Source organism: Paracoccus sp. MC1862, assembly GCF_016617715.1.
Lineage (GTDB): Bacteria > Pseudomonadota > Alphaproteobacteria > Rhodobacterales > Rhodobacteraceae > Paracoccus.
Map to the genome: position 1 here is coordinate 155,005 of NZ_CP067225.1, position 24,434 is coordinate 179,438.

The following is a 24,434-nucleotide window of genomic DNA, read 5'->3' on the forward strand; positions in this document are numbered from 1 at the left end:
TGCACTGATCGCGATGCGGCCGGAAGGGGTGGACCGTCCTGCGCGCGCCAAGGCGAGGATGCCCCGGGCGCGACTTCATTCCGAATGCGAACCAGGTCGTGAGAAATGCTCGCTGGCCTTGGAATGCGCGGTGGTCGAAGACGATCCGCGACTTCCCAGAAACCACCTGATCATCTGTTCCCGAGGCACGACATGCTCAACGATCCCCGCTCTCACGGCCTCTGGGAAAGAACCGCCCCTGCTGCGCCCGTGACCCGCATCCTTGACCACGACCTGTCCGCCGATGTCGTCATCGTCGGGGCGGGCTACACCGGCCTTTCGACGGTGCTGCACCTTGCCGAGAGGGGCGTGGACGCCGTGGTGCTGGAAGCCGTCGAGATCGGCTTCGGCGGTGCCGGGCGCAACGTGGGGCTGGTCAACGCGGGCATGTGGGTGATGCCCGAGGAACTTGTCCGCACGCTCGGGCCGGATCACGGCAACCGGCTGATCGACTTCCTGGGCGAGGGGCCGTCTCATGTCTGGGATATTGTCAGTCGCTATGGCATCGACTGCGAGGCAAACCACGTCGGCACATTTCACGCAGGTGTTGGCAAGGCCGGGCTTGCGGAACTGGCCGAGCGAGCGCGTCAGTGGCGCAGCCGTGGTGCGCCGGTCGAACTGCTGGACCGCAAGGCGACCGCGGCGATGATGGGAACCACAGCCTATGCGGGGGCGCTGCTGGACCGGCGGGCAGGCACCATCCAGCCGCTCGCCTATGCGCGGGGTCTCGCGCGGGCGGCCATCGGCAATGGCGCGCGCATCTTCACCTCCTCGCCCGTGACCGGGCTTCAGCGCGAGGGCGCGGGCTGGCGGCTGGTGACGCCCAAGGGCAGCGTGCGGGCGCCGCGCGTGGTCTTCGCCACCGATGCCTATACCCGCCACCTGATGCAGGACATCCGCCGGCAGCAGGTCTTCCTGCCCTATTTCAACTTCGCCACCCGGCCGCTGCCCGACGAGGTCGCCCGCAGCATCCTGCCCGGTCGGCAGGGCGTCTGGGACACCAGGGAGGTCCTGTCCTCATTCCGCTTCGACCGGCAGAACCGGCTTGTCTTAGGCTCGGTCGGGGCGTTGCGGAACACCGGGACGGCCGTCCACCGGGGCTGGGCGCGCCGCGCGCTGCGGCGGATCTATCCACAGATCGCGTCGGTCGAGTTCGAGGCGGAATGGTACGGCACCATCGGCATGACCCGCGACAACCTTCCGCGCTTTCACAGGCTGGACGAGGGCATCTTCAGCTTCTGCGGCTACAACGGACGCGGCATTGCGCCGGGCACGGCCTTCGGCCGCTTCATGGCCGCCTGGCTGCGGGGCGCGCGGACCGATGCCGACCTGCCGCTGCAACCAACCGCGCCCCAGCCGGTCCGCTTTGCGGGGATGCGCTCGGCCTGGTACGAGGCCGGGGCGCAGGTGGTCCACCTGGCCGACGCACGGATCTGAAGCGCCGTCGGGTCAGCCACTCGCGGCTGGTTCACCTTGTCCGACCTGTCGGGTGATCCAGGCGGTGAAGCCTTGGAGCAAGAAATCGGAGCTGCGTTCCTCGGCCACGACGATCCAGTAGCCCTGGTCGGTGTCCAGCGGCTCGCCCGCGATGACCTTCAGGTCGCCCTGGGCGATCTCGCGCTCGATCAGGTAGCTGGGCAGCAGGGCCGCGCCCATGCCCGCGGTCGCCGCCTCGATCAGCAGCGAGAACTGGTCGAAGCGGTGCCCCCGGAAGCCGTCCGCCATGTCGCCGCCGTTTGCGGCAAGCCATTGCGGCCACAGCATCGGCCGCGAGTCGAGATGCAGCAGCGGGATCGTCCCCGGCAGGGTCGCGCCGTCCGCGAGCAGCCCGGGCGCCACGACGGCCAGCACCGTTTCGGTGCACAGGAAGCTGCAGGTCGCCCCCGGCCAGACCGGCTTGCCGTAATGGATCGCGACATCCACCCCCGCCTCGGCCAGATCGAAGCTGCCCGAGCGCGAGATGATCGTCGCCTGCATCCCCGGATGGGCGGAAAGGAAATCCGGCAGGCGGGGCATCAGCCAGCGGCTGCCGAAGGTGGGCAGCGTCGCGATGGTGAGATGCCCGCTCACGTCGCGGGCGCTGGCCGCGCGCAGGGTCAGGCGCTCGACATCCGACAGCAGGCGCTCGATCTCGGGGCGCAGGCGTTCGCCCAGGCTGGACAGCACGACGCGCTGGCGCACGCGCTGGAACAGCGCCACGCCAAGCTGGGCTTCAAGGTCCTTGATCTGCCGGCTCACCGCGCTTTGCGTCAGGTTCAGCTCGACGGCGGCGCGGGTGAAGCTGCCATACCGCGCCGCGGCCTCGAAGGCCTGCAGGGCGGTCAGGTCGGGCATCATGCTGCGGCTCAACTTCATTCCGGACTCGCATCAACCAAGTATCAAACAGCGCGTTTCAGGGCCTGCTTTCCGCGCTATGCAGATGAAACAACCTTCTGACAAGCACAGGGGCATGTCGTGACCCGCAGCAGCAAAGTTTCCCCGGACCATATCCGTGCCCGCTTCTCGGCCGCCATGTCGGCCATGTGCCGCGAGGAAGTGCCCGCCTATGGCACGCTCATGGCGCTGGTGGCGCAGGTCAATGCCGAGGTGCTGGAGCGCGACCCGCAATTCGCCGCCGACCTGGCCGAGACGGACCAGTTGGGCCGCATCTCGGAAGAGCGGCACGGCGCGATCCGCGTCGGCACCGCGCAGGAACTGGCGACAATCCGGCGCCTTTTCGCGGTCATGGGCATGCTCCCGGTCGGCTATTACGATCTCAGCGAGGCGGGCGTTCCGGTTCATTCCACCGCCTTCCGCCCGGTGGGCGAGGCCGCCCTGCGCACCAACCCGTTCCGCGTCTTCACCTCGCTCCTGCGGCTCGACCTGATCGCGGACGCGGGCCTGCGGGCCGAGGCCGGACAGATCCTGTCGCGCCGCAACATCTTCACCTCCGGCTGCCTTGAGCTGATCTGGAAGGCCGAGGCCGAGGGGGGCCTGGACGAACCCGACGCCGCCCGTTTCGTGGCCGAGGCGCTGGAAACCTTCCGCTGGCATTCCGACGCGCTGGTGTCAATCGATCTTTACAAGCGGCTGCATGACGCCCACCGGCTGATCGCGGACGTGGTGTCCTTCCGGGGGCCGCACATCAACCACCTGACCCCGCGCACGCTGGACATCGACGCCGTGCAGGACCGGATGCCCGCGCATGGCATCACCCCCAAGGCCGTGATCGAGGGGCCGCCCCCGCGCCGCTGCCCGATCCTGCTGCGGCAGACCTCGTTCAAGGCGCTTCAGGAAAACGTCGCCTTTCCCGGCGAGACTGCGGTCGCGGGCTCTCATACCGCCCGCTTCGGCGAGATCGAGGCCCGCGGCATCGCGCTGACGCCCAGGGGTCGCGCCCTTTACGACCGGCTGCTGGATCAGGCCCGCGCCCGGATCGTGCCGGCCGCCGATGGGTCGAACGCGGGCGAATACATGCGGGTCCTGGCCGAGGTCTTCACTGCCTTCCCCGACGACTGGACCGAGATCCGCCGCCAGGGCCTGGGTTATTTCGAATGGTCCCTGACCGGCCGGGGCGAGGTGGCGGGCAACGACCCCGAGGCGCTGCTGGCCGCGGGCGTGCTGCGCTGCGATCCCATCGTCTACGAGGATTTCCTGCCGGTGTCCGCCGCCGGCATCTTCCAGTCGAACCTGGGCGACGGGGCCGTGCAGGAGTTCCGGGCCAGCCCCAACCAGCGCCGGTTCGAAGCCGACCTCGGAGTCGCGGTGCTTGACGAATTCGCCCATTATGCAGCCATCCAGCAGGCGTCCGTGGATGCCTGCCTCAAGGCGCGCCGCGCCGCCTGATCGACGAGGACCGAAGATGAAAGACGAAATCCACGACAAGACCTACAGCATCGCCAGCGACACGCAGGAGGTTCTGGACCGGCTGGGCGTCGATCCGGCGCTTTACACCGGCGGCACGCTGAAGAGCTTTTCGCCCGTCACCGGTGAGCAGACCGCCGCGCTGCCCGAGCATGACGCCGCGGGTGTTGCCGCCGCCATCGGCCGCGCCGCCGAGGCGTTCCGCGTCTGGCGCCAGGTTCCCGCGCCGCGCCGGGGCGAGCTGGTCCGTCTGCTGGGCGAGGAACTGCGTGCCGCCAAGGCCGACCTCGGCCGCCTTGTCTCGATCGAGGCGGGCAAGAGCCCGTCCGAGGGCCTGGGCGAAGTGCAGGAGATGATCGACATCTGCGACTTCGCCGTCGGCCTATCGCGGCAGCTTTACGGCCTGACCATCGCGACCGAACGCCCCGGCCACCGGATGATGGAAACCTGGCATCCGCTGGGGGTCGTGGGCGTCATCTCGGCCTTCAACTTCCCCGTGGCCGTCTGGTCCTGGAACACGGCGCTGGCGCTTGTCTGCGGCGATCCCGTGGTCTGGAAGCCTTCCGAGAAGACCCCGCTGACCGCCCTTGCCTCGCAGGCGATCCTGGACCGCGCGATTGCCCGCTTCGGCGACGCGCCCGAGGGGCTGTCGCAGGTCATCATCGGCGGCCGCGAGGTGGGCGAGGCGCTGGTGGACGATCCGCGCGTGGCGCTGGTCTCGGCCACCGGTTCGACCCGAATGGGCCGGCAGGTGGGGCCGAAGGTCGCGGCGCGCTTCGGGCGCTCGATCCTCGAACTCGGCGGCAACAACGCGGGGATCGTCACCCCTTCGGCCGATCTCAACATGGCCCTGCGCGCCATCGCCTTTGGTGCCATGGGCACGGCAGGTCAGCGCTGCACCACCATGCGCCGCCTGTTCGTTCATGACAGCGTCCATGACCAGCTCTTGCCCCGCCTCATCAAGGCCTATGCGTCCGTTTCGGTCGGCAACCCGCTGACCACCCAGGCGCTGGTCGGCCCGCTGGTGGACCGCGCCGCCTTTGACGCGATGCAGGCGGCGCTTGAGGCCGCGAAGGCGGCGGGCGGCACCGTTCATGGCGGCGGGCGCGTGACCGACGTGGCCCCTGAAGCCGCCTTCTACGTCCGTCCCGCGCTGGTCGAGATGCCCGCGCAGACCGGCCCGGTGCTGGAGGAAACCTTTGCCCCGATCCTCTACGTCATGCGCTACGGCGATTTGGACGAGGTGATCGCGCGGCACAACGCTGTCGGCGCGGGGCTGTCGTCCTCGATCTTCACGACCGACCTGCGGGAAAGCGAGTGGTTCCTGTCGGCCTCCGGTTCCGACTGCGGGATCGCCAACGTCAACATCGGCACCTCCGGCGCCGAGATCGGCGGCGCCTTCGGCGGCGAGAAGGAGACCGGCGGCGGCCGCGAAAGCGGTTCGGACGCCTGGAAGGGCTACATGCGCCGCGCCACGAACACGGTGAACTATTCCCGCGAACTGCCGCTGGCGCAGGGCGTCGTGTTCGACATCTGAGGCCGGGCGATGGACATCAGCACCACCGCATTCCGCCCGGCGCGGCGGATCGAGGATCTCGGCGTGTCCGAGATCCTTCAGATCACGGCCCGGGCCTCGGCGCTGAAGCGCGCCGGGCGGCCGGTCATCATCCTGGGCGCGGGCGAGCCGGATTTCGACACGCCCGACCACATCAAGGAGGCCGCGATCGCGGCCATCCGCCGGGGCGAGACGAAATACACCGCGCTCGACGGCTCGCCCGAGCTGAAGCGGGCGATCCGCGGCAAGTTCCGGCGCGAGAACGGGCTGGACTTTGCCCCGAACGAGGTCACGGCCGCGGCGGGGGCCAAGCAGGTTCTCTACAACGCGATGATGGCCAGCCTGAACGAAGGCGACGAGGTCATCATTCCGACGCCTTGCTGGACCAGCTACTTCGACATCGTCCGCATCTCGGGCGGCACGCCGGTCGCCGTCCCCTGCGGGGCCGACAGCGGCTTCCGCCTGACCGCCGCGGCGCTGGAAGCGGCGATCACCCCGCAGACCCGCTGGCTGCTGCTCAACTCGCCCTCGAACCCCACCGGCAGCGCCTATGGCGAGGCGGACTACCGCCCATTGATCGAGGTGCTGGAACGCCATCCGCATGTCTGGCTGATGGTCGACGACATGTACGAGCATATCGTCTACGATGATTTCCGCTTCGTCACGCCCTTGGCGCTGGCACCCTGGCTGAAGGCGCGCTGCCTGACTGTGAACGGCGTCAGCAAGGCCTATGCGATGACCGGCTGGCGCCTCGGTTATGCAGGAGGTCCCGCCGATCTGATTGCCGGCATGGCGGTCGTGCAGAGCCAGTCCACCTCTTGCCCGTCCTCGGTCACGCAGGCGGCGGCGGTTGCTGCGCTGGATGGTCCGCAGGACTTCCTTCCCCTGCGGCGGGACAGCTTCGCGGCGCGCCGCAACCTCGTGGTGGATGCCCTGAACGCCATCACCGGCATCACCTGCCGCCGCCCTGAAGGTGCCTTCTACACCTTCTCAAGCTGCGAGGGCCTGCTCGGCCGAACCACGCCCGAGGGCCGGCGCATCGACAGCGACCGCGACTTCTGCGCGTGGCTGCTGGAGACCAAGGATGTCGCGATGGTTCCGGGCACGACCTTCGGGCTGCAGGGGCATTTCCGCATTTCCTACGCGACCTCGGAGGCCGAACTGAAGGAAGCTCTTGCCCGGATCAAGATCGCCTGTGCGACCTTGGTCTGATGCGCAGCGTGTACCTGTGATATCAGAGCATCTGTCTTGAAGCGCAAGGTCTGAAATCTCACGATGGGCCTGACCGAACCGGAGACCTCCGAGCATCAGGGGTCCGGTGAGGCGGTAGCGACGTCCGAGATGCCCATCCATCGAAAGCCGCCGTTCGCCCGCCGCGACGAGCTGCGGCTTCGAAGCCCATATCTGCTGTTCAGACTGGGTGCGGCACGCGTGGAGACAGTGGAGGTGCGGCGAGGCGAGTCCGGCCCATACCAGACGTTCGGCCTGCTCGGATCGACGCTTCAGAGCGTCCATTCATGCTTGCCGCCTTGCCGCAGCGAGACGTACGGCAAGGTCGCCGAGAGCACGCGCGCCTCCAGTGGCTATCCCGTCGAGCGTTCAGTTCGCCTGACCCAGATAGTGGCCAAGCTGAAGTTGAGCTCTGCGGGTCCGTGCCCGGCGGCAAGCTTGGCTATCCTTGGGCGGCGGGCCTGAAAGCCGGCCCATCCCAGTGGCAGGTTTGTCTGCGCGTAATTCTGCGAACGCTGCCTCCCGGCTGGGAACGGCCTGCTATGCGTTGAGAAACGTCCTGGCCTTTGTCAAAAAGGCGTCGTGATACTGGAAGATGCCGCCATGCCCTGCATCTGGAAACAGGGTCAGTTCGGCGTCTGGAATGCGGCGGGCGAGATCTTTCGAATTCGTGCTTGGCACCATGATGTCGTGATCGCCGTTCGCGACCAGCACGTGCAGGCGGATCGTCTTCAGCAGCTGCGGGGACTGCTTGCCCCAAGCGGTGATCGCCTTCAGCTGACAGAGGAACACGGCCGGCGGCACCGCCTTGTCGCGGCCCGAGATGCGTTCCTTGAGCCGCTTGACGAAGGCTCTGGCGACGCGTCGGCCGTTCGGAGTGGACGTGAAGAACAGATAGGTCTTGGGATCGCGGAATGTGACCAGACCCTTCACGATCAGCGGCCACGACACTGATCCAACCCTGTCGATGCCGGTGCCTCCCGCGGGACCTGTGCCCGCCAGGATGGCGCGGCGGACCAGATCGGGTTCGTCGAGCAGGATCTGCTGGGCGATGAACCCGCCAAGCGCGAAGCCGATCAGGTCGATCCAGTCCAGCCCCAGCGCATGGATGACGGCGGTCGTGTCGGCCGCCATCGCGGCCACCGTCGGCCGCACCTCGCCGCCCGACTCGCCGACCCCCTGGTAGCCGAGTGTGTAGACAGGCGGGTCGGTTGCCAGCCCCTCGACGATACGCGGATCGAAATTGTCGAGGTTCCCACCCCAGTGGTTGAGCAGAACCACGGGCATCCCGCCCTCCGGTCCCAGCCGGCGATAGGCAAAGCGTGTGCCCGCTGCCTCGACATGCCGGGTCGGCGTGGTCTTCCAGTCGGAGTGGCTCGGAATGATGGCCTCATTTTCCTGCTTTCGCAATTTCGTCACTTGAGGTTGATGACAACCTTGCCCTTGGCGCGGCCGGTATCGAGCTACGCCATCGCCTCGTTCAGTTGCTCGAACGGGAAGGTCTGATCGACCACCGGGCGGATGTGACCTTCCTCCATCAGCCTAGCGATCCGGCTGAGCTGCCCGCCATCGGCGTGCATCCACAGGAACGAATAGTCCACGCGGGCTCGCTTCGCCTTGCGCCGGATACCGGCGCTCATCAGCCGCAGCACAAGCCGCGTCACGGCGTTCAGCCTCTGTGCCTTGGCAAAGGCGGGATCAGGCGGGCCGGAGATGGAGATGAGCTTGCCACCCGGCTTCAGCACGTTCAGCGATTTCTCCAGCGTTGTCGCATCGAGGCTGTTCAGAACCACATCATAGCCCGACAGCATCGTCGAGAAGTCCTTCGTCCTGTAATCGACCACCACGTCCGCGCCGAGGCTGCGGACGAGATCGGCATTGCCTGCACTCGCGGTTCTCGCGACGGTTGCGCCAAGATGCTTGGCGAGTTGGATCGCGAGGGTGCCGACGCCGCCCGAACTGGCATGGATCAGGATCTTCCGACCCTTTTTCAGTTTCGCGCGCTCGACCAGCACCTGCCAGGCCGTGAGCCCGACGAGGGGGACGCCCGTGGCCTCCACCATCGAGAGACCGGAGGGTTTGGGCACGAGATTGGCCTCGTTGACCGCGATCCGTTCGGCGAAGGTGCCGATATGACCATCGCGCGGACGGGCGAACACTGCATCGCCCGGTTTGAACCGGCGCACGCCGGCACTCACTGACAGGACGACGCCGGCAAGGTCGTGGCCGAGGACCAACGGGGGCTTGTAGGGCAGGATAGGCTTGAGCGCGCCGTCGCGGATTCTGGCGTCGAGCTGATTGAGCGCGGTCGCGTGGATGTCGATCAGCACCTCGTCGGCAGCCGGCACGGGGTCGGGCACGTCACCGAGACGTAGCGACTGCCCCTTTTTATGGGGTCTATATACTTAGCTAGCCAGAATGACGGCTAGAACGGTTCAAGTGGACACCAGATTCAGTGAGCCGTAAGGTGAATCGAAAGGTGACGGCTACTACCTTCTCACGCGTCTCTAGTCCTCCAAGACCTTAGCGAGACGGATAAGAACGACAGTGAGCAATAACATGCTCCCATCGTCCAAACCGAAACCGGAGATATGAGCACACACTCACCGGTTTCGGCCACGCGCAAGTGACCATAGCCACCTCTTTAGCGGATCGCCAGGAACGAGCCTGACACTCCGGGATCGCACCGCGCGCCCCCGCCCGTATCAGGGGTTGCGGTGCTGAGAGGTAGTAGTAGCCGTCCGCTGCAGATTACTCGGTGACGCAGCCGAGAGTCGAGTCCTTCTCGTTCTCGTTCCGCCCCTTCTCAATCGTCGGAAAGGAGCAGTTGCAACTGAGTCCCTTTCTTCGGAAAGGCTCGATCCAGTAGTGACTTGAATTGCTCCCAAGTGGCTGAAGCGCGCATTAGACCAATAACGGCGTGTAGGTGCTGTGCAAGTGCGGGGTGGCCGATATCGTCCGTCAGAAACTGATGGTGCTTACGGGCCCGGCCGCCTTCCTCGTGCGTAGGATTGAGTCGTTGAAGTTCTTCAAGGATGCCGGGTGCGAGTCTTTCGTAGACGATATCGTTGGTGTAGCGCCCGACTACGCCTGGACGTGCTACTGACATAGCATTCCAACTCCAGCCTCGGAGCCGGAATATCTCGCGATAGAAAGCATCAGGAAATCGCTTTGCCCAAGCTGCGAACTCTTTTTGTAGATACTTGTCGAGGATGGCCTGAAGTGCGTCCCGGTCCCGGGTGTCCTGATAGCCGGTTGCTTCATCAATCAGCGCGATGACGCCCAAGTTGGCCAAGCCGCGCATGACGATCTCGGCCGCTTGGGCCCTGTCTGCCTGCTGCTCGTTCAGCACGCCATCTTGGCGCGCTTGTAGCCAGATGTTGCATATCTCAGGCAGCGCCTCGGCCTGATAACCGATCACTTCACTGTCGCCAGAGATGTAGCTTATGGGCTTCAGGGGCCCATCCATCAAATCCTTGGAAACATAGTTAGAAAGGCTCTTTGAGGCCAGAAAAACAGGCACATGGGCCCCGGCCTCCGCCGCTGCGGTCTTGAGGCGCTTGGCTGCCCCGCTCCTGCCCCCTAGGGCGTTGGCGATGCCGTTTTCGGACAGAATACGAGTTCCGTCCCGCAAGACGGCGCAAGGGATGCTCACGGGCCCTATCTGGAGGGTTCCTCTGTGGGTTGCCTCGTTTGGAGGTCCTGCGTCACTATCAGCATTGCTGCTAGCCACGCTCTGCTTCCTTCGGGCCCTAGGCGCGATGGCGGAAACAACCTCGTCAAAGCTGGCATCAATCGGCTCGATTGCGCTCTTTTCATCAGGCATGGATTAGTCCTCTGTAGGTAAGGCGCTCGCCAGCCATGCGGGCGATGGTCATGTTAATGAAGTCCATCGTTCCGATCTTGGCAGTATTGTGCCGGAAGGAGAACTCTTTCACATAGCGGTGCAGGTGCTTGGTGCTCATATAATGATAGACGCCAATGTAACCCCGCTTGAGGAGGGCCCAGAAGCTCTCGATACCGTTGGTATGGGCCATGTCGCGGATATACTCGCCAGCCGAGTGATTGATGCGGATGTGCTGGAAGCCCGCAGCCTCAAGGCCGATGTAGCCGCCATGAGTATCCGTTACGATGGTTGCGCCGGTCTTGCAGTGTTCGCGCACAAACCGCTCAAGGGTAGCAGCCTTCGTGTTCTCGACAACGACAGCCCGGACCTCGCCGAATGCGGAGCGGATGCCAACCACTGCGGTTTTCCCGACTGTGCCGCGCCCGGCGTTCAGCTTCTTGCTGGAATGCTTGTTTTTCTCACGGCCGCCAACGTAGGTTTCGTCAACCTGCATCTGATCGCCGTCCATGTAATCTCCGCGATCCTTTAGCCAAGTTTCCCGAATGCGCTGCGCGAGGAACCACGCCGTCTTCTGGGTAACACCCAACTCTCGGGCCATCTGTGTGCTTGGGATGCCCTTGCGCGCGCTGGTCAGCATGTAGATCGCCAGCAGCCACTTCTGGAGCGGCAGGCGGCTTTCGGCCAAGACCGTGCCGGTGCGAACGCTGAAATGCTTCCGGCAATTCTTGCAGCGGTAAGGCATCGGCTTGTGGCCCTTGACCTCTGTCACGTTGACAGAACCACAGTGGCCGCAGACCGGCTCTTTACTCCACCGCTGCGCCTCGAAATGCTTTCGAGCGGCTTCCTCGTCAGGAAACTTCTGGAAGAACTGGAATGTCGAGAGCGTCTCGGGGTTCGTCATGGCACGGGCTCCTTCTGGAACCTTTATAATCTAGCTAGCCACGACCGCCAAGCGAAATTTGGCTAGTTATCTATATAGTCCCCCTTTTTATAGCGGTCGAGAATGAAGGCTTTCATAGGTGCTCTCCCACGTCAGGTTGAGGGTGCAACGGGCCATGATCGCGGCGCCCAAGCCCTGTTCAAAATGGCTATCCCATGATCCGGCAGTCATCGTTCCGAGCTTTCTGTCCGTAACATTGGAAAAAACGCGGCACCCGCCAATGTCGTCCCGCTGAGGACCACCCAGGCGAGGGCCGTAGCCGGACCGACCGGCAGCGCGCCGATGATCGCCGTTCCCACGGCGGCAAATGCCATCTGCAAAAACCCGAGCAGCGCCGACGCGATCCCGGCCCGGTCGCCAAAGGGTTCAAGCGCGATCGCGGTACCGATCGGATTGATGAGGCCCATGCCCGTCAGAAACAGCGTCACCGCCGCCATGAATTGCGGCTGCGTTGGCGCTGCACCTTGAAGGGCAAGCCAGAGGCCCCCGACATCACGATCAGGATGCCGGCCATGCCCACGGTTGGCGCGCCCCAACGCCGGGCCAGCCGCGCCGTCAGGAGCCCGCTGCCGAACACCACGAAAACGGTGGCGGCGAAGAAGATGCTGAGGCCGGGCGCGCTCAGCCCCATGTCGATCATCAGGATCGCCGGTGCTGCGCCGAAGAGGCTGTAGAGGCAGCCGATCACCAGACTGACGGCGAGCGCCGGGAAAATGAAGCGGTGGTCAATAAGCAGCCCCGCGAAACTGCGGACGATTGCCTGCGGCCATGCCGGGCGGCGGTGACTGGGCGAGAGCGACTCCCCGGCGATCAGCCGATCATGCAGGGCGACGAGAACGCCCGCCACCGCAACGAACACAAAGGTGCTGCGCCACCCGAACGCCGCCGCCATTCCCGTGCCGAGCACCGGCGAAAAGCCCGGCGCTGCCGCCATCGCGATCATCACCAGCGCCAGCGCACGGGTCAACTGCGGTCCGTGATAGAGGTCGCGGGCGATGGCGCGGGCCAGCACCGACGCTGCGCAGGCACCCAGCGCCTGGATCGCGCGGTCGGCGATCAGCACCGGCAGCGTCGGCGCGAGCGCGCAGATGACGCTGCCCGCGACGAACACCGCCAGCCCGCCGAAGACGAAGGGCGCCCGTCCGAATGCGTCGGCCAGCGGGCCGACGAACAGTTGCCCGGCGGCGAAGACGGTGAAGAAGCTGCTCAAGGTCCATGCCAGATCGCCCGGAGCCACGCCAAGGTCGATTGCCATCGCCGGAAAGGCAGGCAACATGATGTTGGTGGCGAGCGCGCCCAAAGCGGCCAGGCTTGCCAGCAGCACCAGACGGCCGGCCGTCAGCGCATCGCGCGGGCCGGGTGCGGCGACCTGATCGACATCAACCTTGGCCATGCTCGCCCCTCACGGTCATGGGCAGATCCTTGGCGCGTTGGCGGTTCTCGACGTCGAACACGAGCAGCGTTGACGTTGCCGTCGCACACAACCGTCCGTCGCCATCGTGAAGCGTCGCTTCCGCGAAGGCGACGCGACGCCCGACCGAGACGGTTCGGCCGGTCGCACGCACCTTCCCGCTGCGCTCGCTGAGGCCGCGCAGATACGAGACCTTGAGTTCCAGCGTGGTATATCCCCGGTTGGCGCCGAGCTGCGAGTGGACCGCGATGCCGCAGGCGCTGTCGAGGAGTATGTCAGCAAAGCCTGTTGGTCTCTTTCCTGATCATGCGAGAAGCCTGCGGAATGCCGGGAGATATCCCTCCCGCCGGGCGATGAGCCAGCGGGCATAGCCGTCGAGATTCCGGGTCGCCGGACCTCGGAACGGCTTGAGAAACTCCTTCCACCTCGCGTGGAGCGAGTTGATGGTGTTCAGGTGGTAGGTTGCCGGCGTGCGGAAGCTCCTGCGCCCGCCAACGAGCATCCAGTAGCCCAGGCCGGCGGCGGTGGCGATTGCCTGATATTGCGGCGCGCCGTCGGATAGCAGCAAGGCATCCGGCGCCACCTGGGGCAGGAGTGCCGCGGCGATCGTCGGTTGCCGGGTGTCGGGAATGTAGGTGAGGTTCGCGCGGCCGCTCCGGTCTGCGACCCCCAGAACAGGCTTGAGGAAACGCCGGACGATCGCCTGCGGCGGACCCTGCCGGCCGTAGTCGCGCCAGCGTTGGCGGGGCGGTTGCGGGTGGAGGTTGGGCGCTCTGTGAGGGCGCACCCATTCCCGGCTGCCTTTGCGGCTCTCGCGCTGAAAGGTCTCGTCGGCTTCCACGATTCCTTGGAATACCTCGACCGGGGCGCTTGGCAGCGCGGATAGCACCCGCATGCGCCAGCGCCAGACAGTATCGCGCGAGATCCCGAGCTTCCTGGCCAGCTTGCGGCAGGAGAGCGGAGCATCGCCGAACATGTCCCTGACCGCCTCAAGAAGCAGATCCGGACGATGGACGCCCGCGGCTGGGGTCCCTGTCAGGCCGCTCCAAGTCCGCTTGCAGTCCTTGCAGCGCCAGCGCTGCTCGCCACGTTCGGTGCGGCCCCACTTGCGGCGGTCATCGCCGCCACACCAGGGGCAAGCGCGATCCACTGCCGCTCCGTCGATCTCGACACGGGCTTCGGCATGCTGCCGGGCCTCCTTCAGCGCCCTTTCGGCCTCGGCGATCTGGTTGGGTGCAAGTCTCTTGATCTGATCGAGCAGCCGATCCAGCTTGCTTCGACGCTTAGGATGGTTCGGCACGGCTGCGCTCCTCCGATGACAGGGACGAGCAATGTTAGCGGATCATGCCAGCCGCGAAGCCTCACCAACAGATTTTGCTGACATGCCCCTGTCGAGCATCGTGGCGGCGTAACCGCCATGCACCGATCCAAGCGGATTGTAGACGCTGCGATCGGGCGTCCCTTCGAAGACGGCATGGCCGGGCTCGACCTCGACCAGGTCGAACGCCAGCTTCGCGCCGATCGGCGGCTGCAGCCCGCCTGCGATCATCGCGCGGAGCTGCTGGAGGCCATCGGGCGCATCTTCTTGCGGTTTGTCCATCGCGCTTACCACGGTTCGTGGAAGGGGCGGACCTCGGCGAGGAACGACCAGGCGTCGCGCGGCTGGTGCGCGAGATGATGGACTTCGGCCGCGATCGAGGCGGGCGAGATGAAGAAATCGTCCGCGGCGTCGGGCAGTTGCTCGCGCTGCCACGGCACGTCGATCACCGCATCGATGATCAGATAGGCGACATGGATGCCCTTCGGCCCCAGGTCCCGCGCCAGCGACTCCGCCAGGATGCGCTGCGCGGCCTTGGTCGGGGCGAAACCGGCGAAACCGGCGCTCCCACGCATGGCGGAGGTGTTGCCGGTGACGATCAGAGCGCCTTCGCCCGCCGCGATCATCGCCGGCGTCGTCAGCCGCGCGAGGTGGAACAGCGCCATCGTGTTGATCTCGAAGTTGCGCTGGAGCGTTTCGGCCTCGACCTCGGTGAACGTGCCGAACGCGCCGCCGACGGCGTTGTGGACGACAACCTTGGGGTTGCCGACCTCGGCGATCACGCGCGCCAGAGCTGCGGCGTCGGAGACGTCGCACGGCGCTGCGATCGAGTCCGGTATCTCCTTCTCCAGCGCGGCGAGACGGTCCTTGTCGCGGGCCAGCATCGCCACGCGATAGCCACCCTCGGCGAAGCGGCGTGCGATCGCGGCGCCGGTGCCGGGACCGACCCCGGTAACGAGGGCGAGAGGTTTGGTCGTGCCTGTCATGCCGCGTCCTCCTGGCGCGCGAGTTCCTCGCGCACGAAATCGAGCCGGTCGTTGCCGAAGAACATCGCGTCTCCGACGAAGATGGTGGGTGTGCCGAACACGCCGCGCTCGGCGGCCTCGGCGGTGTTTGCGTCGAGCTGCGCGGCGACCTCCGGCGTGTCGATCCGACTGGCGACCGGGCCTGCGTCGATCCCGGCCGCCGCGATCACCGCAAGGATGTCATCGGCCGTTGCGAGCGTTTCTCCTTCGCTCCAGATCGCGCGATAGAGGGCCAGCGTGATTGTCGCGGCATCAGCCGGGGATTGCGCCGCCAGGACCGCCCGCGAACAGGCATCGCCATCGTTCGCGCGCATCTCCGAGGGGTTGAGCGGCACGCCATAGCGCTGCCCCCAGCGCGCCAGATCGGCGCGGGCGTAGGCCCCTTTCGCCTTGCAGGTGATCGTGGTCGGGACGTTGCCGACCAGTTCCATCAGCTTCAGGACCCTGATCGGCCGCAGCGCGATATCGGCATCCATCCCGGTCAGCTGGGTGAAGGCCATGTAGCTGTAGGGGCTGCGGAAATCATAGAAGAACTCGATCGATTGCCTCATTCGCCTGCTCCTGTGCCTTGATTGAGAAGTTGGCGTGTGCGGTCATCCGCCGCCGGACCGGGTCGAAGCCGGGCGCGACCACGCGGCACCGGAGCGCCGGTTTCGGCATCGACGAGCGCCAGCGTCAGGGGGCGCCCGGTCTCCCGATCGACCATCTCGACAGGCGGCGCGCCAAGGCCGGTCGCATTCCAGCGATCACCCCATTCACGCAGCGCGACGCTGACTTTCCACAGGTCGCGGCCCTTGGCGGTCAGGCGGTATTCGTCGCGCGGCGGACGATCCTGATAGCGCGCCCGTTCGACGATGCCATGCGCGACGAGGTGCTTCAGCCGGGCGGCAAGCGTCGCTGCGGGAATGCCGGTGCTGGCCCGCAGATCGTCGTAGCGGCGCAGCCCCAGCGAAAGGTCGCGGATCAGCAGCAGGGTCCATCGGTCGCCGATCAGTTCCAGCGCCCCGGCGATCGAGCATCGCATTCCGGCAAAGGATTTCGGCTTCATCAGGCAGGCCCTCGACTCAGTTCAATTATTGAATTAAGTAGAGGCAACGCCATACGCAAGCGCCCCGACCGGGTGCAGCATCGCCGCGCCCTTGCCGCGAACTGTCAGGAGAGAGCCATGCCGTTCCGTGCCATCCGCGCCAGCCGAACCGATGCAGGCGTCACGACCGAACTCGTGATGCTTGAGGACAGTGATCTTGATGTCGGAGAGGTCACGGTCAGGGTCGACTACTCGACCATCAACTACAAGGACGGGCTGGCGATCACCAACGCATCGCCGGTCATCCGGCGTTTCCCGATGATCCCCGGCATCGACTTGGCGGGTGTCGTCGAGGCTTCGGACAGCGCCGAGTTCGCCGCCGGCGACGCGGTGGTGCTGAATGGCTGGGGCCTCAGCCAGACACATGACGGCGGCTTCGCGCAGAAAGCGCGGGTGCCTGCCGACTGGCTGATCAAGCTGCCTGCGGGCATCGATACCCGCCATGCGGCCGCCATCGGGACGGCGGGTTATACCGCGATGCTGTCGGTCCTTGCCCTCGAACATGGCGGCGTGACGCCGGACAAGGGCGACGTGCTGGTCACCGGCGCCAGTGGCGGTGTCGGGTCGGTTGCGATCGCGCTGCTGGCCCAGCTCGGCTACCGCGTCATCGCCTCCACCGGACGACCGGAAGAAGCCGAGTATCTGACCGCTCTGGGCGCAGCCGAGATCATCGACCGCGCCACGCTGTCGCAACAGGGTGCGCCGATCGCAACGGAACGTTGGGCCGGTGCGATCGACACCGTCGGCAGCCATACGCTGGCCAACGTGCTGGCGCAGACCCGATACGGCGGTGTCGTTGCCAATTGCGGGCTGGCACAGGGTGTGGACCTGCCGGGCAGCGTCCTGCCCTTCATCCTGCGCGGCGTGACGCTGGCAGGAATCGACTCGGTCAACGCCCCGAAGGCGAAGCGGATCGAGGCATGGACGCGACTGGCAAGCGACCTCGACCTTGGCAAGCTGGACGCCATGGTGACGACCGTGGGTCTGGAGGAGGCGCCGGATGTCGCGCGCAGCATTCTTTCGGGCAGCATTCGGGGCCGGACGGTCGTCGACGTCAATCGCTGAGAGTCAGGCAGCGGTCGCTGGACGTGGCTCATCTTCGGCAAGCCTCGGCGGGCTGATCTGAGCGCCGCGCCCGCGAAGTCCGGTCCTGACCAGCCGCCGAGAGCGGGAAACAAAGACGCTGCAAGCGGCGCCGAGTGTCTGCTCCGGATGATTGCCGCGAGTGCCAAGCCACGCATGCAAAGGGCTGCTTTCTGACCGTCAGAGCGATGCGATGACCTCTTTCGCAGACCGACTTTGGGCCTGCGGCGAATGGCAGTTCCGTCCCGCACTGCTGAGGCCCGGGACTGCGCAGCCAAAGGCTGGTTCAGGGCGGGGTCGCCGACCAGGCCCTGCCCTCCTTCAGCAAGGTGTTCGCAAGGATCAGGAGCTTTCGCATGACGGCCGTGATCGCAACCTTGAACGGCTTGCCTGCCTCTCGCAGACGTTCGTAGAACGCCTTGAGATCAAGGTTCCAGCGGACTGCGCTGACGCTTGCCATGTAGAGGGTGTTCCGGGCCATGACCCGCCCGCCGCGGACCGTCTTCCTGCCCCTCATCATTCCCGAATCCCGGTTCATGGACGCCAGTCCGGCAAGGGCTGCGACCTCGCCTGCATTGGCGCTGCCCAGCTCTTTCATCTCCGCCAGAAGCGTCGCCGCTGTTGTCGGACCGATGCCGGGGATTGACGTCAGGATTGCGTATCGCCCCGCGATCTGCGGGTCTGTCTTCAGAACCGCCTGCAACTCGGCATCGAGAATGTCGCAATGTCGTCGGCAGAGGGCAATCCGTTCGGATAGAAGGTCTTTCACGATGTCTGAGGATGCCTCTTCGCATTGGTTCTCCAGCACGAGACGCTCGCTGATCACTTGGCGCCGGGCAACAACGACCTCTCTGAGCCTAGCCATTGTTGCTGAGGACGGTTCGGTGGGCGCAGGCTTCATGATGGTCGCGAACCGGGCCAGGACTTCGGCGTCAATCTCGTCCATCTTGGCAAGACGGCCAAGCACATCCGCGAACCACTTGGTGCGATACGGGTTGACGATCGCGACCTGAATACCCGCCTCATGCAAGGCGGCGTGCGCCGCGCGATGATACCGGCCGGTCGCTTCCATCACCACGAGCCCGGCGGAATGGGCCAAGCAGCACGTCAGAAGCTTGCCGATGCCCGTGGCGTCGTTCCCGACACGGACACGTTCCCCCATAGGGTGCAAAAACACGTCGAGCCACGTCTTCCTGACACCGACGCCAACCATCACCGCTTCTGATGGGGTCTGATTGGTCGTCGCCTTTCCTTTTATCCGGAACATCAAAGACTCCCTCTTATCTGTTCAGGCCCAAAACCGTTGAAGGGGGCCGACCCAACTTGCTCTCGGCTCTGAAAAACCCAGGGCCTGACGGTCCAATCCCCACCCGAACTTCCCACATCGTGGGCTGCCCGGGGAGACGTTCCGCTGATGGGCACGTCCCACGGACAAGATAAAAAGAGATCTGTCTCGCTCTGTCTGACCCGTGTCTGGTCTGCTGCTAAGTGGATTTCAGCCTTGGTTGCGCCGCCGCCGGGATTGGCATCGGCTGGCTGATACAGCCCTGATCAGGCGTCTGACTGGCCTGCTCCACTGAGGTGGTCCATTTCCAATCCTGGTGCATGACGGGTCTCGGCGCTGTGGTGGGGGGAGCTGGCGAAGGGGTTCGGGGTGGCGAAGCCGGTCCCTGCCGGACCTCGGGGGCGGCCGGCCGGCGGCCCAGGGATGGATGCGGGCGTTTCGTGTTGTAATGGCGCCGCCGCGCCTCAATGACGATCCTTGCTTCGGCGCGGCGGGAGAAGATCTTCCCATCGAGCCGCTGGTCGCGGCGTTTCGCGTTGAAGCTCTCGCAGCAGCCAATCGTCCGGGAAACAGTCCCCCGGACTGTTTCCTGATCCTCCGCCATCCCGAGGTGACCCCGGCTCGATGCAGGCCGTGCCGGTGCCGACCGCGGCGATCCCGTCGCGCACCGCCCTGGCCACGAACTCCGGGCCCTTGTCGGACCTGATGTGATCGGGCACGCCGCGTGAGGCATGAACCGGTCCGACAGCACGTCGATGACATCCATCGACCGGCGCCTGCGGCTGATCCGGATGGCCAAGGCATTCCCGGGTGAAATCGTCGATCAGGTCGCGCATGCGGAACCTCCTGCCGTCCCGGGTCCGGGACCCCGGCGAAGTCGCAAGACCAGCCGTGCTCTGGCCGCTCTGGCCGCAGACGAGGCACGATCCGTCGTTGAGCCACAGGCGCGCCCTCCTCGGTTGCCTGTGCGGGACCTTCAGCCCCTCCCGCCGCCGTCGACGCAGGCGTCGACCCTTCCCCCCCCGCTTCACGTCCATCGCCCAGCCCGCGCTGCGGAGCAACGCCGTGATCCGGCGGCAGCCGGAGCGGCCCTGCCGGCGCGTGCGATGATGTCAGCAGTCAGCGCCTCTTCATCGGCCTGCCCGCGCGGCACCTTCCGGCTCGGGTCGAGCGATGCTGCCCGGGCACGCGGCAGGCAAGGCGCTCCGACACCTGGAACGTCTGCCGAACATGCGCGATGCAAGCACGGCGGCGGGCGGGACCTGGAAGTTTCCCGAGGCGTTCGGCCACAGGCCCCACCTCTCAAGATCAGCTTCTCCAGCGTCAGTTCCGACACCGCCTTGCGCAGCCGCCCATTCTCCCTCTCCGGCTCCTTCGCTTGAGCTGGTCGCCCTTCCGCCCGCCGAACTCCTTGCGCCGCCGGGAGCAGGTGAACTGCGTCACCCTGATCGACCGCACCGCCTCGGCCACCGACCGGCCCTGCGACACCAACAGGTCGACCTGCCGGATCTGCGCGCGGCAAGCTCCTCCGGCTTGTGCTTCTTCTGCGCCATCCCTCCGTCATCCAGCTGGCTCGAAAACATGCTTCAGAAAAGGACAACTTTCGGAGGGGCAGGCCAAGCACTGCAGCGCGATCTCGCGCACCGGCGCCTCAACGCCGCTTCTTCAAATCGGATGTTTCCCCGAGCTTTCAATCCCGCAGGCAAGTGCATTCGGAACCGGGCGCCGGGGCAAGCAAGTGGCCACCCTTCTCCCGCCTGTCCACGCGGACCGCCGTCGTCGGCCTCACTGCTGTCGGCCTGTCACCGTGGCGGTTGCCGATCATCTTCTCGCCCGGAAGGCCGAGCGCGACAATCTTCCCGCTGAGAACTTCCTGAACGTGACTGGCGTCTGTCTCCACTATATGGAGCGCGGTACAAGAGCGCCTGTGGTCCTGCTGCATGGCAACGGCAGCATGATCTGGGACTTGGCGACAAGCGGCATCATCGAGCTTGCGGCCCGGAAGCATCGGGTGATCGTTCTCGACCGGCCGGGCTACGGGCACAGCGAGCGCCCGCGGAACAGGATCCGGACAGCCGAGGCGCAGGCCGACCTGATCCATGACGCGCCTGCGCAACTCGGCATCGAGCGTGCGACGGTTCTCGGCCATTCCTGGAGGTTGCCTGGCCGCGTTGCCCTTGCCCTCAAATATCCCGATCTGGTTGGAGGGCTCGTGCTGGCGTCAGGCTGCTACTGGCTCTGCGTGGCGGCTCCGGCGGTGGGCGACGTCATCCGCCATACGATCTCGCGGTCCCGAGCCGACTGACAAGGCCACTCCTGATGCGGAAGATCTTCGGGCCCCGGCCGGTGCCGACGAAGTTCGCGGGGTTTCCGGAGGCCATGGCCATCCGTCCCTCACAACTCTGGGCAAGCACCGCGGAGTCGGCCCTGATGGTTCCGGATGCTCTTGCGGCCCAGGACACCTGCGCCCTGCTCAAGATGCCGGTCGCCATCGTGGCAGGCGCTGAGGACCGTCCTGTCGATGCGGAAGATCAGTCAGTCCGGCTGCACGAGGATACCCCGCACAGCAGCGTTCATTGTGTCCCCGGCGCGGGCCACATGATCCATCAGACAAAAGCCGCAGCAGTCATGTCCGTGATCGGGAAGGTGACTTCGCCGGTCGGTCAAGCCGCCCGGGCAAAGGCTCTCTGTGCAGGGAGGAAGGACGACCTACTTCTGCCGTGCCTTGCGATCGGCATAGCGCCGGTCATCGACCCGGGGCTTGCCATGGCCTTTCGGAAAGAAAGGCCTCAAGCGCTCTGACTTGCCCCCCGCGGACAGCCAGAAAAGGTTGCTCATGGATCAGAACTCCTTGCGGAGTTCTGATCCATGTCGAGCGCTCAGAAACAATGGGACTGAACAGCTAGCGACGCCTGTGGCGTGCTTGTGCTTTGCGACGCAGGACGCCGAGGCTAGAGCAGCGCGTCAGGGCATCGGCACGCGCGGGCCACCGTGGCCGGGGCGGTCCATCTGCGCCCAGTCGGGCACCCAGCCCATCCACTCGATCGTCCCGATCGCCACCACAACCGCCACAATGGCCGCGACCATTGCCGCCTGGCGCGCCGAAGGCGGATTGCGGACCCATCGCGCGGCCCGCATCAGCCAGATCATGTTGTTCATCCTGCTCGACCTCTGTTAGACAAGCCCCGCCTGACGCCAAAGGACCGCCTGTGCCCCGCCACGCCGAAACCAGAGTGCTGCCCCATACCGCGCAGCAGATGTATGACCTCGTCGCGGATGTTGAAAGCTATCCGAAGTTCCTGCCGTGGAACACCGCGGCCCGCATCCGCTCGCGTCAGCAGCAGCCCGACGGCTCCGAGGTGATCGAGGCCGATCTGGTCATCAGCTTCAAGGTCTTCCGCGAACGCTTCGGCAGCCGGGTCACGCTGTTTCCGGCCGAAAAGCGCATCGACACCCGCTACCTGGACGGCCCCTTCACCCATCTGCACAGCGAATGGACGTTCGCCGACCGCCCCCAGGGCGGCTGCGAGGTCGGGTTCTTCGTGGATTTCGAGTTCCGCAGCGCCCTTCTCGGAAAGGTGATCGGCGTCGTCTTCGGCGAAGCGATGCACCGCATCGTCCGCGCCTTCGAGGAGCGGGCGAAGAAGCTTTACGGCGCAGGCCGGGCGGCGGATTCCCACAGGGCGTAGTCGTCTGCCAGCACCTCGCGCAGCCGGGAAGCGGTGGTTTCGGACAGGGTCATGTCCGCGGTGGGCGAGACATTGACGCGGTTCAGCCTCAGTTCGGTCTTCAGCACCTCCTCGAAGTGGCGGAGGACCTCGTCCATCCGTTCATACTGGAACAGGATGTCCGGCCCGCGCTTGCCCGGGGCAGGGGACAGGAAGCCCGACTGCCGCCCCAGCGCCGCGTAAGGCGGGCGCTCGTCTGAAAGGTAGTCCTGGATGAAGCCCTCGAAGCTGATGCCGATGGTGCTGTTCGGCTGGCCCAGCGTCTGCGGCCGCTGGCGATAGCGATACCAGCTTCCCAGCCACGAGATCGGCTCGCGCACCACCGCCGCGACCCGGAAGCGGGAGCCGGGAATGTTCCGCAGCAGGGGCTCGATCCGCAGGTTGTACTGGCTCATCGTCAGGTGCTTGATCTCTGGGCGGGACCGCAGGACGATCTCGGCCTTCGGCGCAAGCGCGGCCTCAAGCGCGGTGGTCCCGGTCTTGGGGATCGACAGCAGCACGAGGCGGGGGGCGACGAAACCCAGCATGGAACGGACCTTTCCTGTTGGGCGCGGTATTCCCGCCGGGGGGCGGCTTGGCAAGCCCGCGCCGCCGTGGCACCTGTTGGACGCAACGCAAGGGAACGCAGCATGACGCCACGCCAGCAGGTCTTCGCCGCCATCGACGCCGCCAATGCCGCCGATCCGCGGCTGGAAGACGGCCAGCCGGTCGAGCTGCTCTACGGCCAGCGGATGACGGCCGAGCAGGAGCGGCTTCATCCCGACGCCACCGACGCCCTGGCCATCGCCTGCCGCGGCCAGCATATCGAGCGCTGGCTGCTGCCGCGCCAGGATTTCCCCGAAGGGCGCGAGGGCTACCTGACCTGGCGCCGTGAACAGGGCCGCCGCCATGCCGAGCGCGTCATGGGCCTGATGCGCGATGCGGGCTATCCCGAGGATCAGGTGGACCACGCCGGCCGGATGCTGCGGAAGGAAGGCATCAAGCGCGACCCGGCCGTGCAGGCGCTGGAGGACGTGGCCTGCTTTACCTTCATCCGCCACTATCTCGGCGATTTCGCCACCACGCAGGAACCCGACGCGCTGCTGGTGATCGTCCAGAAGACCGCCCGCAAGATGTCGCCCGAGGCCCGCCTCCGCGCGCTGGCCGAGTTCCCGATGCCCGCGCAATTCGCCGCCGCCTTCGAGCTTGAGGACGCAAGATGATCGACCTCGCGCCCCCCTGCGAAGGCTGCCGCTGCGCGACCGGCGCCGGTCCGGTCCAGCCCGCCGGCACCCCCTTTGCCGCTATCGTCGCCCATGGCCAACCCGGCGATCCCGGCGCGCTGCAGCCCGAACTGGAGGCTTTGGCCGAAAAGGTGCAGGCGCTGATGCCGGGCTGGACGGTGCGGGGCGCCACGCTTGCCTGCCGCCGCAGCCTTTCGGCGCTTGCGGGCGTGCAGTTGATCTTCCCGCAGTTCATGGCCGACGGCTGGTTCGTCCGCAGCGAGACGCCGCGCCGACTGGCAGAGGCCGGGGTCGAGGGGGCGCAGCTGATCGCGCCACTCGGGCTCGACCCCGAAATGCCGGTCATCGGCGCGAAGGCCGCCCGCGATGCGGCGCAGGCGGCGAGGATCGACCCGGCAGGTGCCACGCTGGTCGTGGTGGGCCATGGGTCCAAGGGGTCACGCGCCTCTGCCAACAGCACCCGCGCCTTTGCAGAGGCGCTGCCGGGTGGCGCGGGCTTCGCCCATGTCACCACCGCCTTCATCGAGGAGGCGCCCTTCCTCTCCGATGTCGTGCCCCAAGGCCCCGCCGTCTGCCTGCCCTTCTTCGCCACCAACGGCGGCCATACGATCGAGGACATCCCACAGGGCTGGCATGGGCACGGCCCCATAACGCCTCCAATCGGCACGATCGGCGACATCCCCCGCCTGATCGCCGCCGCCCTGCAGAAGGCCGCCACCACAGCCGAGGTTGCGGGCGGCTGACGTTCTCTTTTGCCGCTGCCTTGCGGGGGCTGTCTGTCCCCGCGAGGCCTTCGGCCTCCTCCGGTATCATGTGAGAC

The 24,434-nt window shown here is 66.1% G+C and carries 26 protein-coding genes and 2 pseudogenes; 10 read left to right on the forward strand and 18 right to left on the reverse strand.

Translation table 11 applies throughout. The features are described from left to right. Positions 1-192 precede the first annotated feature (192 nt). A complete protein-coding gene (locus JGR78_RS00750) occupies positions 193-1,476 on the forward strand; it encodes an FAD-binding oxidoreductase (RefSeq protein ID WP_182793481.1) in 1,284 nt (427 codons plus the stop codon). Between the two features lie 12 nt (positions 1,477-1,488). Here JGR78_RS00750 and JGR78_RS00755 read toward each other — a convergent pair whose 3' ends face one another. Continuing rightward, positions 1,489-2,388, reverse strand: coding sequence for a LysR family transcriptional regulator (locus JGR78_RS00755; RefSeq protein WP_200559382.1), 900 nt, complete (start codon positions 2,386-2,388; stop codon positions 1,489-1,491). Positions 2,389-2,493: 105 nt separating this feature from the next. Between JGR78_RS00755 and JGR78_RS00760 the strand changes: the two genes are divergently transcribed. From JGR78_RS00760 to JGR78_RS00775, 4 genes are all read left to right on the forward strand, one after another. After that, on the forward strand, positions 2,494-3,864 hold the full coding sequence (locus JGR78_RS00760) for a VOC family protein (RefSeq protein ID WP_182806001.1): 1,371 nt from the start codon (positions 2,494-2,496) through the stop codon (positions 3,862-3,864). Positions 3,865-3,880: 16 nt separating this feature from the next. Then, positions 3,881-5,419, forward strand: coding sequence for an aldehyde dehydrogenase family protein (locus tag JGR78_RS00765; RefSeq protein ID WP_182806003.1), 1,539 nt, complete (start codon positions 3,881-3,883; stop codon positions 5,417-5,419). 9 nt (positions 5,420-5,428) lie between these two features. Beyond that, positions 5,429-6,649, forward strand: a complete 1,221-nt coding sequence (locus JGR78_RS00770; protein WP_182806005.1) for a pyridoxal phosphate-dependent aminotransferase — start codon at positions 5,429-5,431, stop codon at positions 6,647-6,649. A gap of 63 nt (positions 6,650-6,712) precedes the next feature. Continuing rightward, positions 6,713-7,132 carry a hypothetical protein gene (locus JGR78_RS00775; protein WP_182806008.1) on the forward strand — a complete coding sequence of 140 codons (420 nt, stop codon included), beginning with the start codon at positions 6,713-6,715 and terminating at the stop codon, positions 7,130-7,132. Positions 7,133-7,207: 75 nt separating this feature from the next. On the opposite strand, the gene JGR78_RS00780 is transcribed toward JGR78_RS00775, so the two are convergent. From JGR78_RS00780 to JGR78_RS00835, 12 genes are all read right to left on the reverse strand, one after another. Continuing rightward, positions 7,208-8,077, reverse strand: a complete 870-nt coding sequence (locus JGR78_RS00780) for an alpha/beta fold hydrolase (protein WP_220495427.1) — start codon at positions 8,075-8,077, stop codon at positions 7,208-7,210. Between the two features lie 53 nt (positions 8,078-8,130). Further along, on the reverse strand, positions 8,131-9,027 hold the full coding sequence (locus JGR78_RS00785) for an NADP-dependent oxidoreductase (RefSeq protein WP_182793486.1): 897 nt from the start codon (positions 9,025-9,027) through the stop codon (positions 8,131-8,133). Positions 9,028-9,473: 446 nt separating this feature from the next. Then, complete coding sequence (locus JGR78_RS00790; RefSeq protein WP_182793947.1) at positions 9,474-10,493, reverse strand: P63C domain-containing protein; 1,020 nt, start codon at positions 10,491-10,493, stop codon at positions 9,474-9,476. Continuing rightward, entirely contained in the window at positions 10,486-11,415 is a 930-nt protein-coding gene (locus tag JGR78_RS00795; RefSeq protein WP_182806277.1) for an IS1595 family transposase, read from the reverse strand. The genes JGR78_RS00790 and JGR78_RS00795 overlap by 8 nt, the downstream gene beginning before the upstream one ends. A gap of 206 nt (positions 11,416-11,621) precedes the next feature. Continuing rightward, positions 11,622-11,891, reverse strand: a complete 270-nt coding sequence (locus JGR78_RS00800; protein ID WP_200559383.1) for a hypothetical protein — start codon at positions 11,889-11,891, stop codon at positions 11,622-11,624. Next, positions 11,879-12,847, reverse strand: a complete 969-nt coding sequence (locus JGR78_RS00805) for an MFS transporter (protein WP_200559384.1) — start codon at positions 12,845-12,847, stop codon at positions 11,879-11,881. Before JGR78_RS00805 ends, JGR78_RS00800 begins: the two co-directional genes overlap by 13 nt. Next, entirely contained in the window at positions 12,834-13,139 is a 306-nt protein-coding gene (locus tag JGR78_RS18530) for a PaaI family thioesterase (RefSeq protein WP_182806261.1), read from the reverse strand. Before JGR78_RS18530 ends, JGR78_RS00805 begins: the two co-directional genes overlap by 14 nt. Positions 13,140-13,169: 30 nt before the next feature. Then, complete coding sequence (locus JGR78_RS00815; protein WP_182806291.1) at positions 13,170-14,165, reverse strand: IS1595 family transposase; 996 nt, start codon at positions 14,163-14,165, stop codon at positions 13,170-13,172. Between the two features lie 42 nt (positions 14,166-14,207). Then, a complete protein-coding gene (locus JGR78_RS00820) occupies positions 14,208-14,465 on the reverse strand; it encodes a PaaI family thioesterase (protein ID WP_182806178.1) in 258 nt (85 codons plus the stop codon). 5 nt (positions 14,466-14,470) lie between these two features. Further along, on the reverse strand, positions 14,471-15,169 hold the full coding sequence (locus JGR78_RS00825; protein WP_182806182.1) for an SDR family NAD(P)-dependent oxidoreductase: 699 nt from the start codon (positions 15,167-15,169) through the stop codon (positions 14,471-14,473). After that, on the reverse strand, positions 15,166-15,759 hold the full coding sequence (locus tag JGR78_RS00830; RefSeq protein ID WP_182793826.1) for a 2-hydroxychromene-2-carboxylate isomerase: 594 nt from the start codon (positions 15,757-15,759) through the stop codon (positions 15,166-15,168). The genes JGR78_RS00825 and JGR78_RS00830 overlap by 4 nt, the downstream gene beginning before the upstream one ends. Further along, positions 15,756-16,256, reverse strand: a complete 501-nt coding sequence (locus JGR78_RS00835) for a helix-turn-helix domain-containing protein (protein WP_182793827.1) — start codon at positions 16,254-16,256, stop codon at positions 15,756-15,758. The genes JGR78_RS00830 and JGR78_RS00835 overlap by 4 nt, the downstream gene beginning before the upstream one ends. A 117-nt stretch (positions 16,257-16,373) precedes the next feature. On the opposite strand from JGR78_RS00835, the gene JGR78_RS00840 reads away from it, so the two are divergent. Beyond that, positions 16,374-17,360: an MDR family oxidoreductase gene (locus JGR78_RS00840; RefSeq protein ID WP_182806184.1), complete on the forward strand. Its 987-nt coding sequence runs from the start codon at positions 16,374-16,376 to the stop codon at positions 17,358-17,360. Positions 17,361-17,664: 304 nt separating this feature from the next. On the opposite strand, the gene JGR78_RS00845 is transcribed toward JGR78_RS00840, so the two are convergent. Continuing rightward, positions 17,665-18,645 (reverse strand): IS110 family transposase, encoded by a 981-nt coding sequence (locus JGR78_RS00845; protein WP_182793829.1) that lies wholly within the window; start codon positions 18,643-18,645, stop codon positions 17,665-17,667. A 334-nt stretch (positions 18,646-18,979) separates the two neighbouring features. After that, positions 18,980-20,216 (reverse strand): annotated as a pseudogene (locus JGR78_RS00850) (IS3 family transposase); the annotation flags it as partial. A gap of 254 nt (positions 20,217-20,470) precedes the next feature. Between JGR78_RS00850 and JGR78_RS00855 the strand changes: the two are divergent. Then, positions 20,471-20,968, forward strand: a complete 498-nt coding sequence (locus JGR78_RS00855; RefSeq protein WP_200559385.1) for an alpha/beta fold hydrolase — start codon at positions 20,471-20,473, stop codon at positions 20,966-20,968. Positions 20,969-21,402: 434 nt separating this feature from the next. On the opposite strand, the pseudogene JGR78_RS00860 reads toward JGR78_RS00855, so the two are convergent. Together JGR78_RS00860 and JGR78_RS00865 are read right to left on the reverse strand one after the other, a co-directional pair. Then, positions 21,403-21,501 (reverse strand): annotated as a pseudogene (locus JGR78_RS00860) (IS5/IS1182 family transposase); the annotation flags it as partial. Positions 21,502-21,627: 126 nt separating this feature from the next. Continuing rightward, positions 21,628-21,822 (reverse strand): hypothetical protein, encoded by a 195-nt coding sequence (locus tag JGR78_RS00865; protein ID WP_182793247.1) that lies wholly within the window; start codon positions 21,820-21,822, stop codon positions 21,628-21,630. 50 nt (positions 21,823-21,872) lie between these two features. Here JGR78_RS00865 and JGR78_RS00870 point away from each other — a divergent pair, with 50 nt between their 5' ends. After that, complete coding sequence (locus tag JGR78_RS00870) at positions 21,873-22,352, forward strand: type II toxin-antitoxin system RatA family toxin (RefSeq protein WP_182793246.1); 480 nt, start codon at positions 21,873-21,875, stop codon at positions 22,350-22,352. Here JGR78_RS00870 and JGR78_RS00875 read toward each other — a convergent pair. Next, positions 22,313-22,918, reverse strand: a complete 606-nt coding sequence (locus JGR78_RS00875) for a gamma-glutamyl kinase (protein WP_182805505.1) — start codon at positions 22,916-22,918, stop codon at positions 22,313-22,315. The genes JGR78_RS00870 and JGR78_RS00875 overlap by 40 nt on opposite strands. Before the next feature lie 102 nt (positions 22,919-23,020). Between JGR78_RS00875 and JGR78_RS00880 the strand changes: the two genes are divergently transcribed. After that, complete coding sequence (locus JGR78_RS00880; protein ID WP_182805507.1) at positions 23,021-23,593, forward strand: DUF4202 domain-containing protein; 573 nt, start codon at positions 23,021-23,023, stop codon at positions 23,591-23,593. Next, complete coding sequence (locus JGR78_RS00885) at positions 23,590-24,357, forward strand: cobalamin biosynthesis protein CbiX (protein WP_182805509.1); 768 nt, start codon at positions 23,590-23,592, stop codon at positions 24,355-24,357. The genes JGR78_RS00880 and JGR78_RS00885 overlap by 4 nt, the downstream gene beginning before the upstream one ends. Positions 24,358-24,434: the final 77 nt, after the last annotated feature.

Excerpts from the sequence above, each read along its gene's own strand:
- JGR78_RS00750 (WP_182793481.1), top strand. The coding sequence starts at position 193 with ATGCTCAACGATCCCCGCTCTCACGGCCTCTGGGAAAGAACCGCCCCT.
- JGR78_RS00765 (WP_182806003.1), top strand. The coding sequence starts at position 3,881 with ATGAAAGACGAAATCCACGACAAGACCTACAGCATCGCCAGCGACACG.
- JGR78_RS00770 (WP_182806005.1), top strand. The coding sequence starts at position 5,429 with ATGGACATCAGCACCACCGCATTCCGCCCGGCGCGGCGGATCGAGGAT.
- JGR78_RS00775 (WP_182806008.1), top strand. The coding sequence starts at position 6,713 with ATGGGCCTGACCGAACCGGAGACCTCCGAGCATCAGGGGTCCGGTGAG.
- JGR78_RS00790 (WP_182793947.1), bottom strand. The coding sequence starts at position 10,493 with ATGCCTGATGAAAAGAGCGCAATCGAGCCGATTGATGCCAGCTTTGAC.
- JGR78_RS00795 (WP_182806277.1), bottom strand. The coding sequence starts at position 11,415 with ATGACGAACCCCGAGACGCTCTCGACATTCCAGTTCTTCCAGAAGTTT.
- JGR78_RS00800 (WP_200559383.1), bottom strand. The coding sequence starts at position 11,891 with ATGGCGGCGGTGACGCTGTTTCTGACGGGCATGGGCCTCATCAATCCG.
- JGR78_RS00805 (WP_200559384.1), bottom strand. The coding sequence starts at position 12,847 with ATGGCCAAGGTTGATGTCGATCAGGTCGCCGCACCCGGCCCGCGCGAT.
- JGR78_RS00820 (WP_182806178.1), bottom strand. The coding sequence starts at position 14,465 with ATGGACAAACCGCAAGAAGATGCGCCCGATGGCCTCCAGCAGCTCCGC.
- JGR78_RS00825 (WP_182806182.1), bottom strand. The coding sequence starts at position 15,169 with ATGACAGGCACGACCAAACCTCTCGCCCTCGTTACCGGGGTCGGTCCC.
- JGR78_RS00830 (WP_182793826.1), bottom strand. The coding sequence starts at position 15,759 with ATGAGGCAATCGATCGAGTTCTTCTATGATTTCCGCAGCCCCTACAGC.
- JGR78_RS00835 (WP_182793827.1), bottom strand. The coding sequence starts at position 16,256 with ATGAAGCCGAAATCCTTTGCCGGAATGCGATGCTCGATCGCCGGGGCG.
- JGR78_RS00840 (WP_182806184.1), top strand. The coding sequence starts at position 16,374 with ATGCCGTTCCGTGCCATCCGCGCCAGCCGAACCGATGCAGGCGTCACG.
- JGR78_RS00845 (WP_182793829.1), bottom strand. The coding sequence starts at position 18,645 with ATGTTCCGGATAAAAGGAAAGGCGACGACCAATCAGACCCCATCAGAA.
- JGR78_RS00865 (WP_182793247.1), bottom strand. The coding sequence starts at position 21,822 with ATGAACAACATGATCTGGCTGATGCGGGCCGCGCGATGGGTCCGCAAT.
- JGR78_RS00875 (WP_182805505.1), bottom strand. The coding sequence starts at position 22,918 with ATGCTGGGTTTCGTCGCCCCCCGCCTCGTGCTGCTGTCGATCCCCAAG.
- JGR78_RS00880 (WP_182805507.1), top strand. The coding sequence starts at position 23,021 with ATGACGCCACGCCAGCAGGTCTTCGCCGCCATCGACGCCGCCAATGCC.
- JGR78_RS00885 (WP_182805509.1), top strand. The coding sequence starts at position 23,590 with ATGATCGACCTCGCGCCCCCCTGCGAAGGCTGCCGCTGCGCGACCGGC.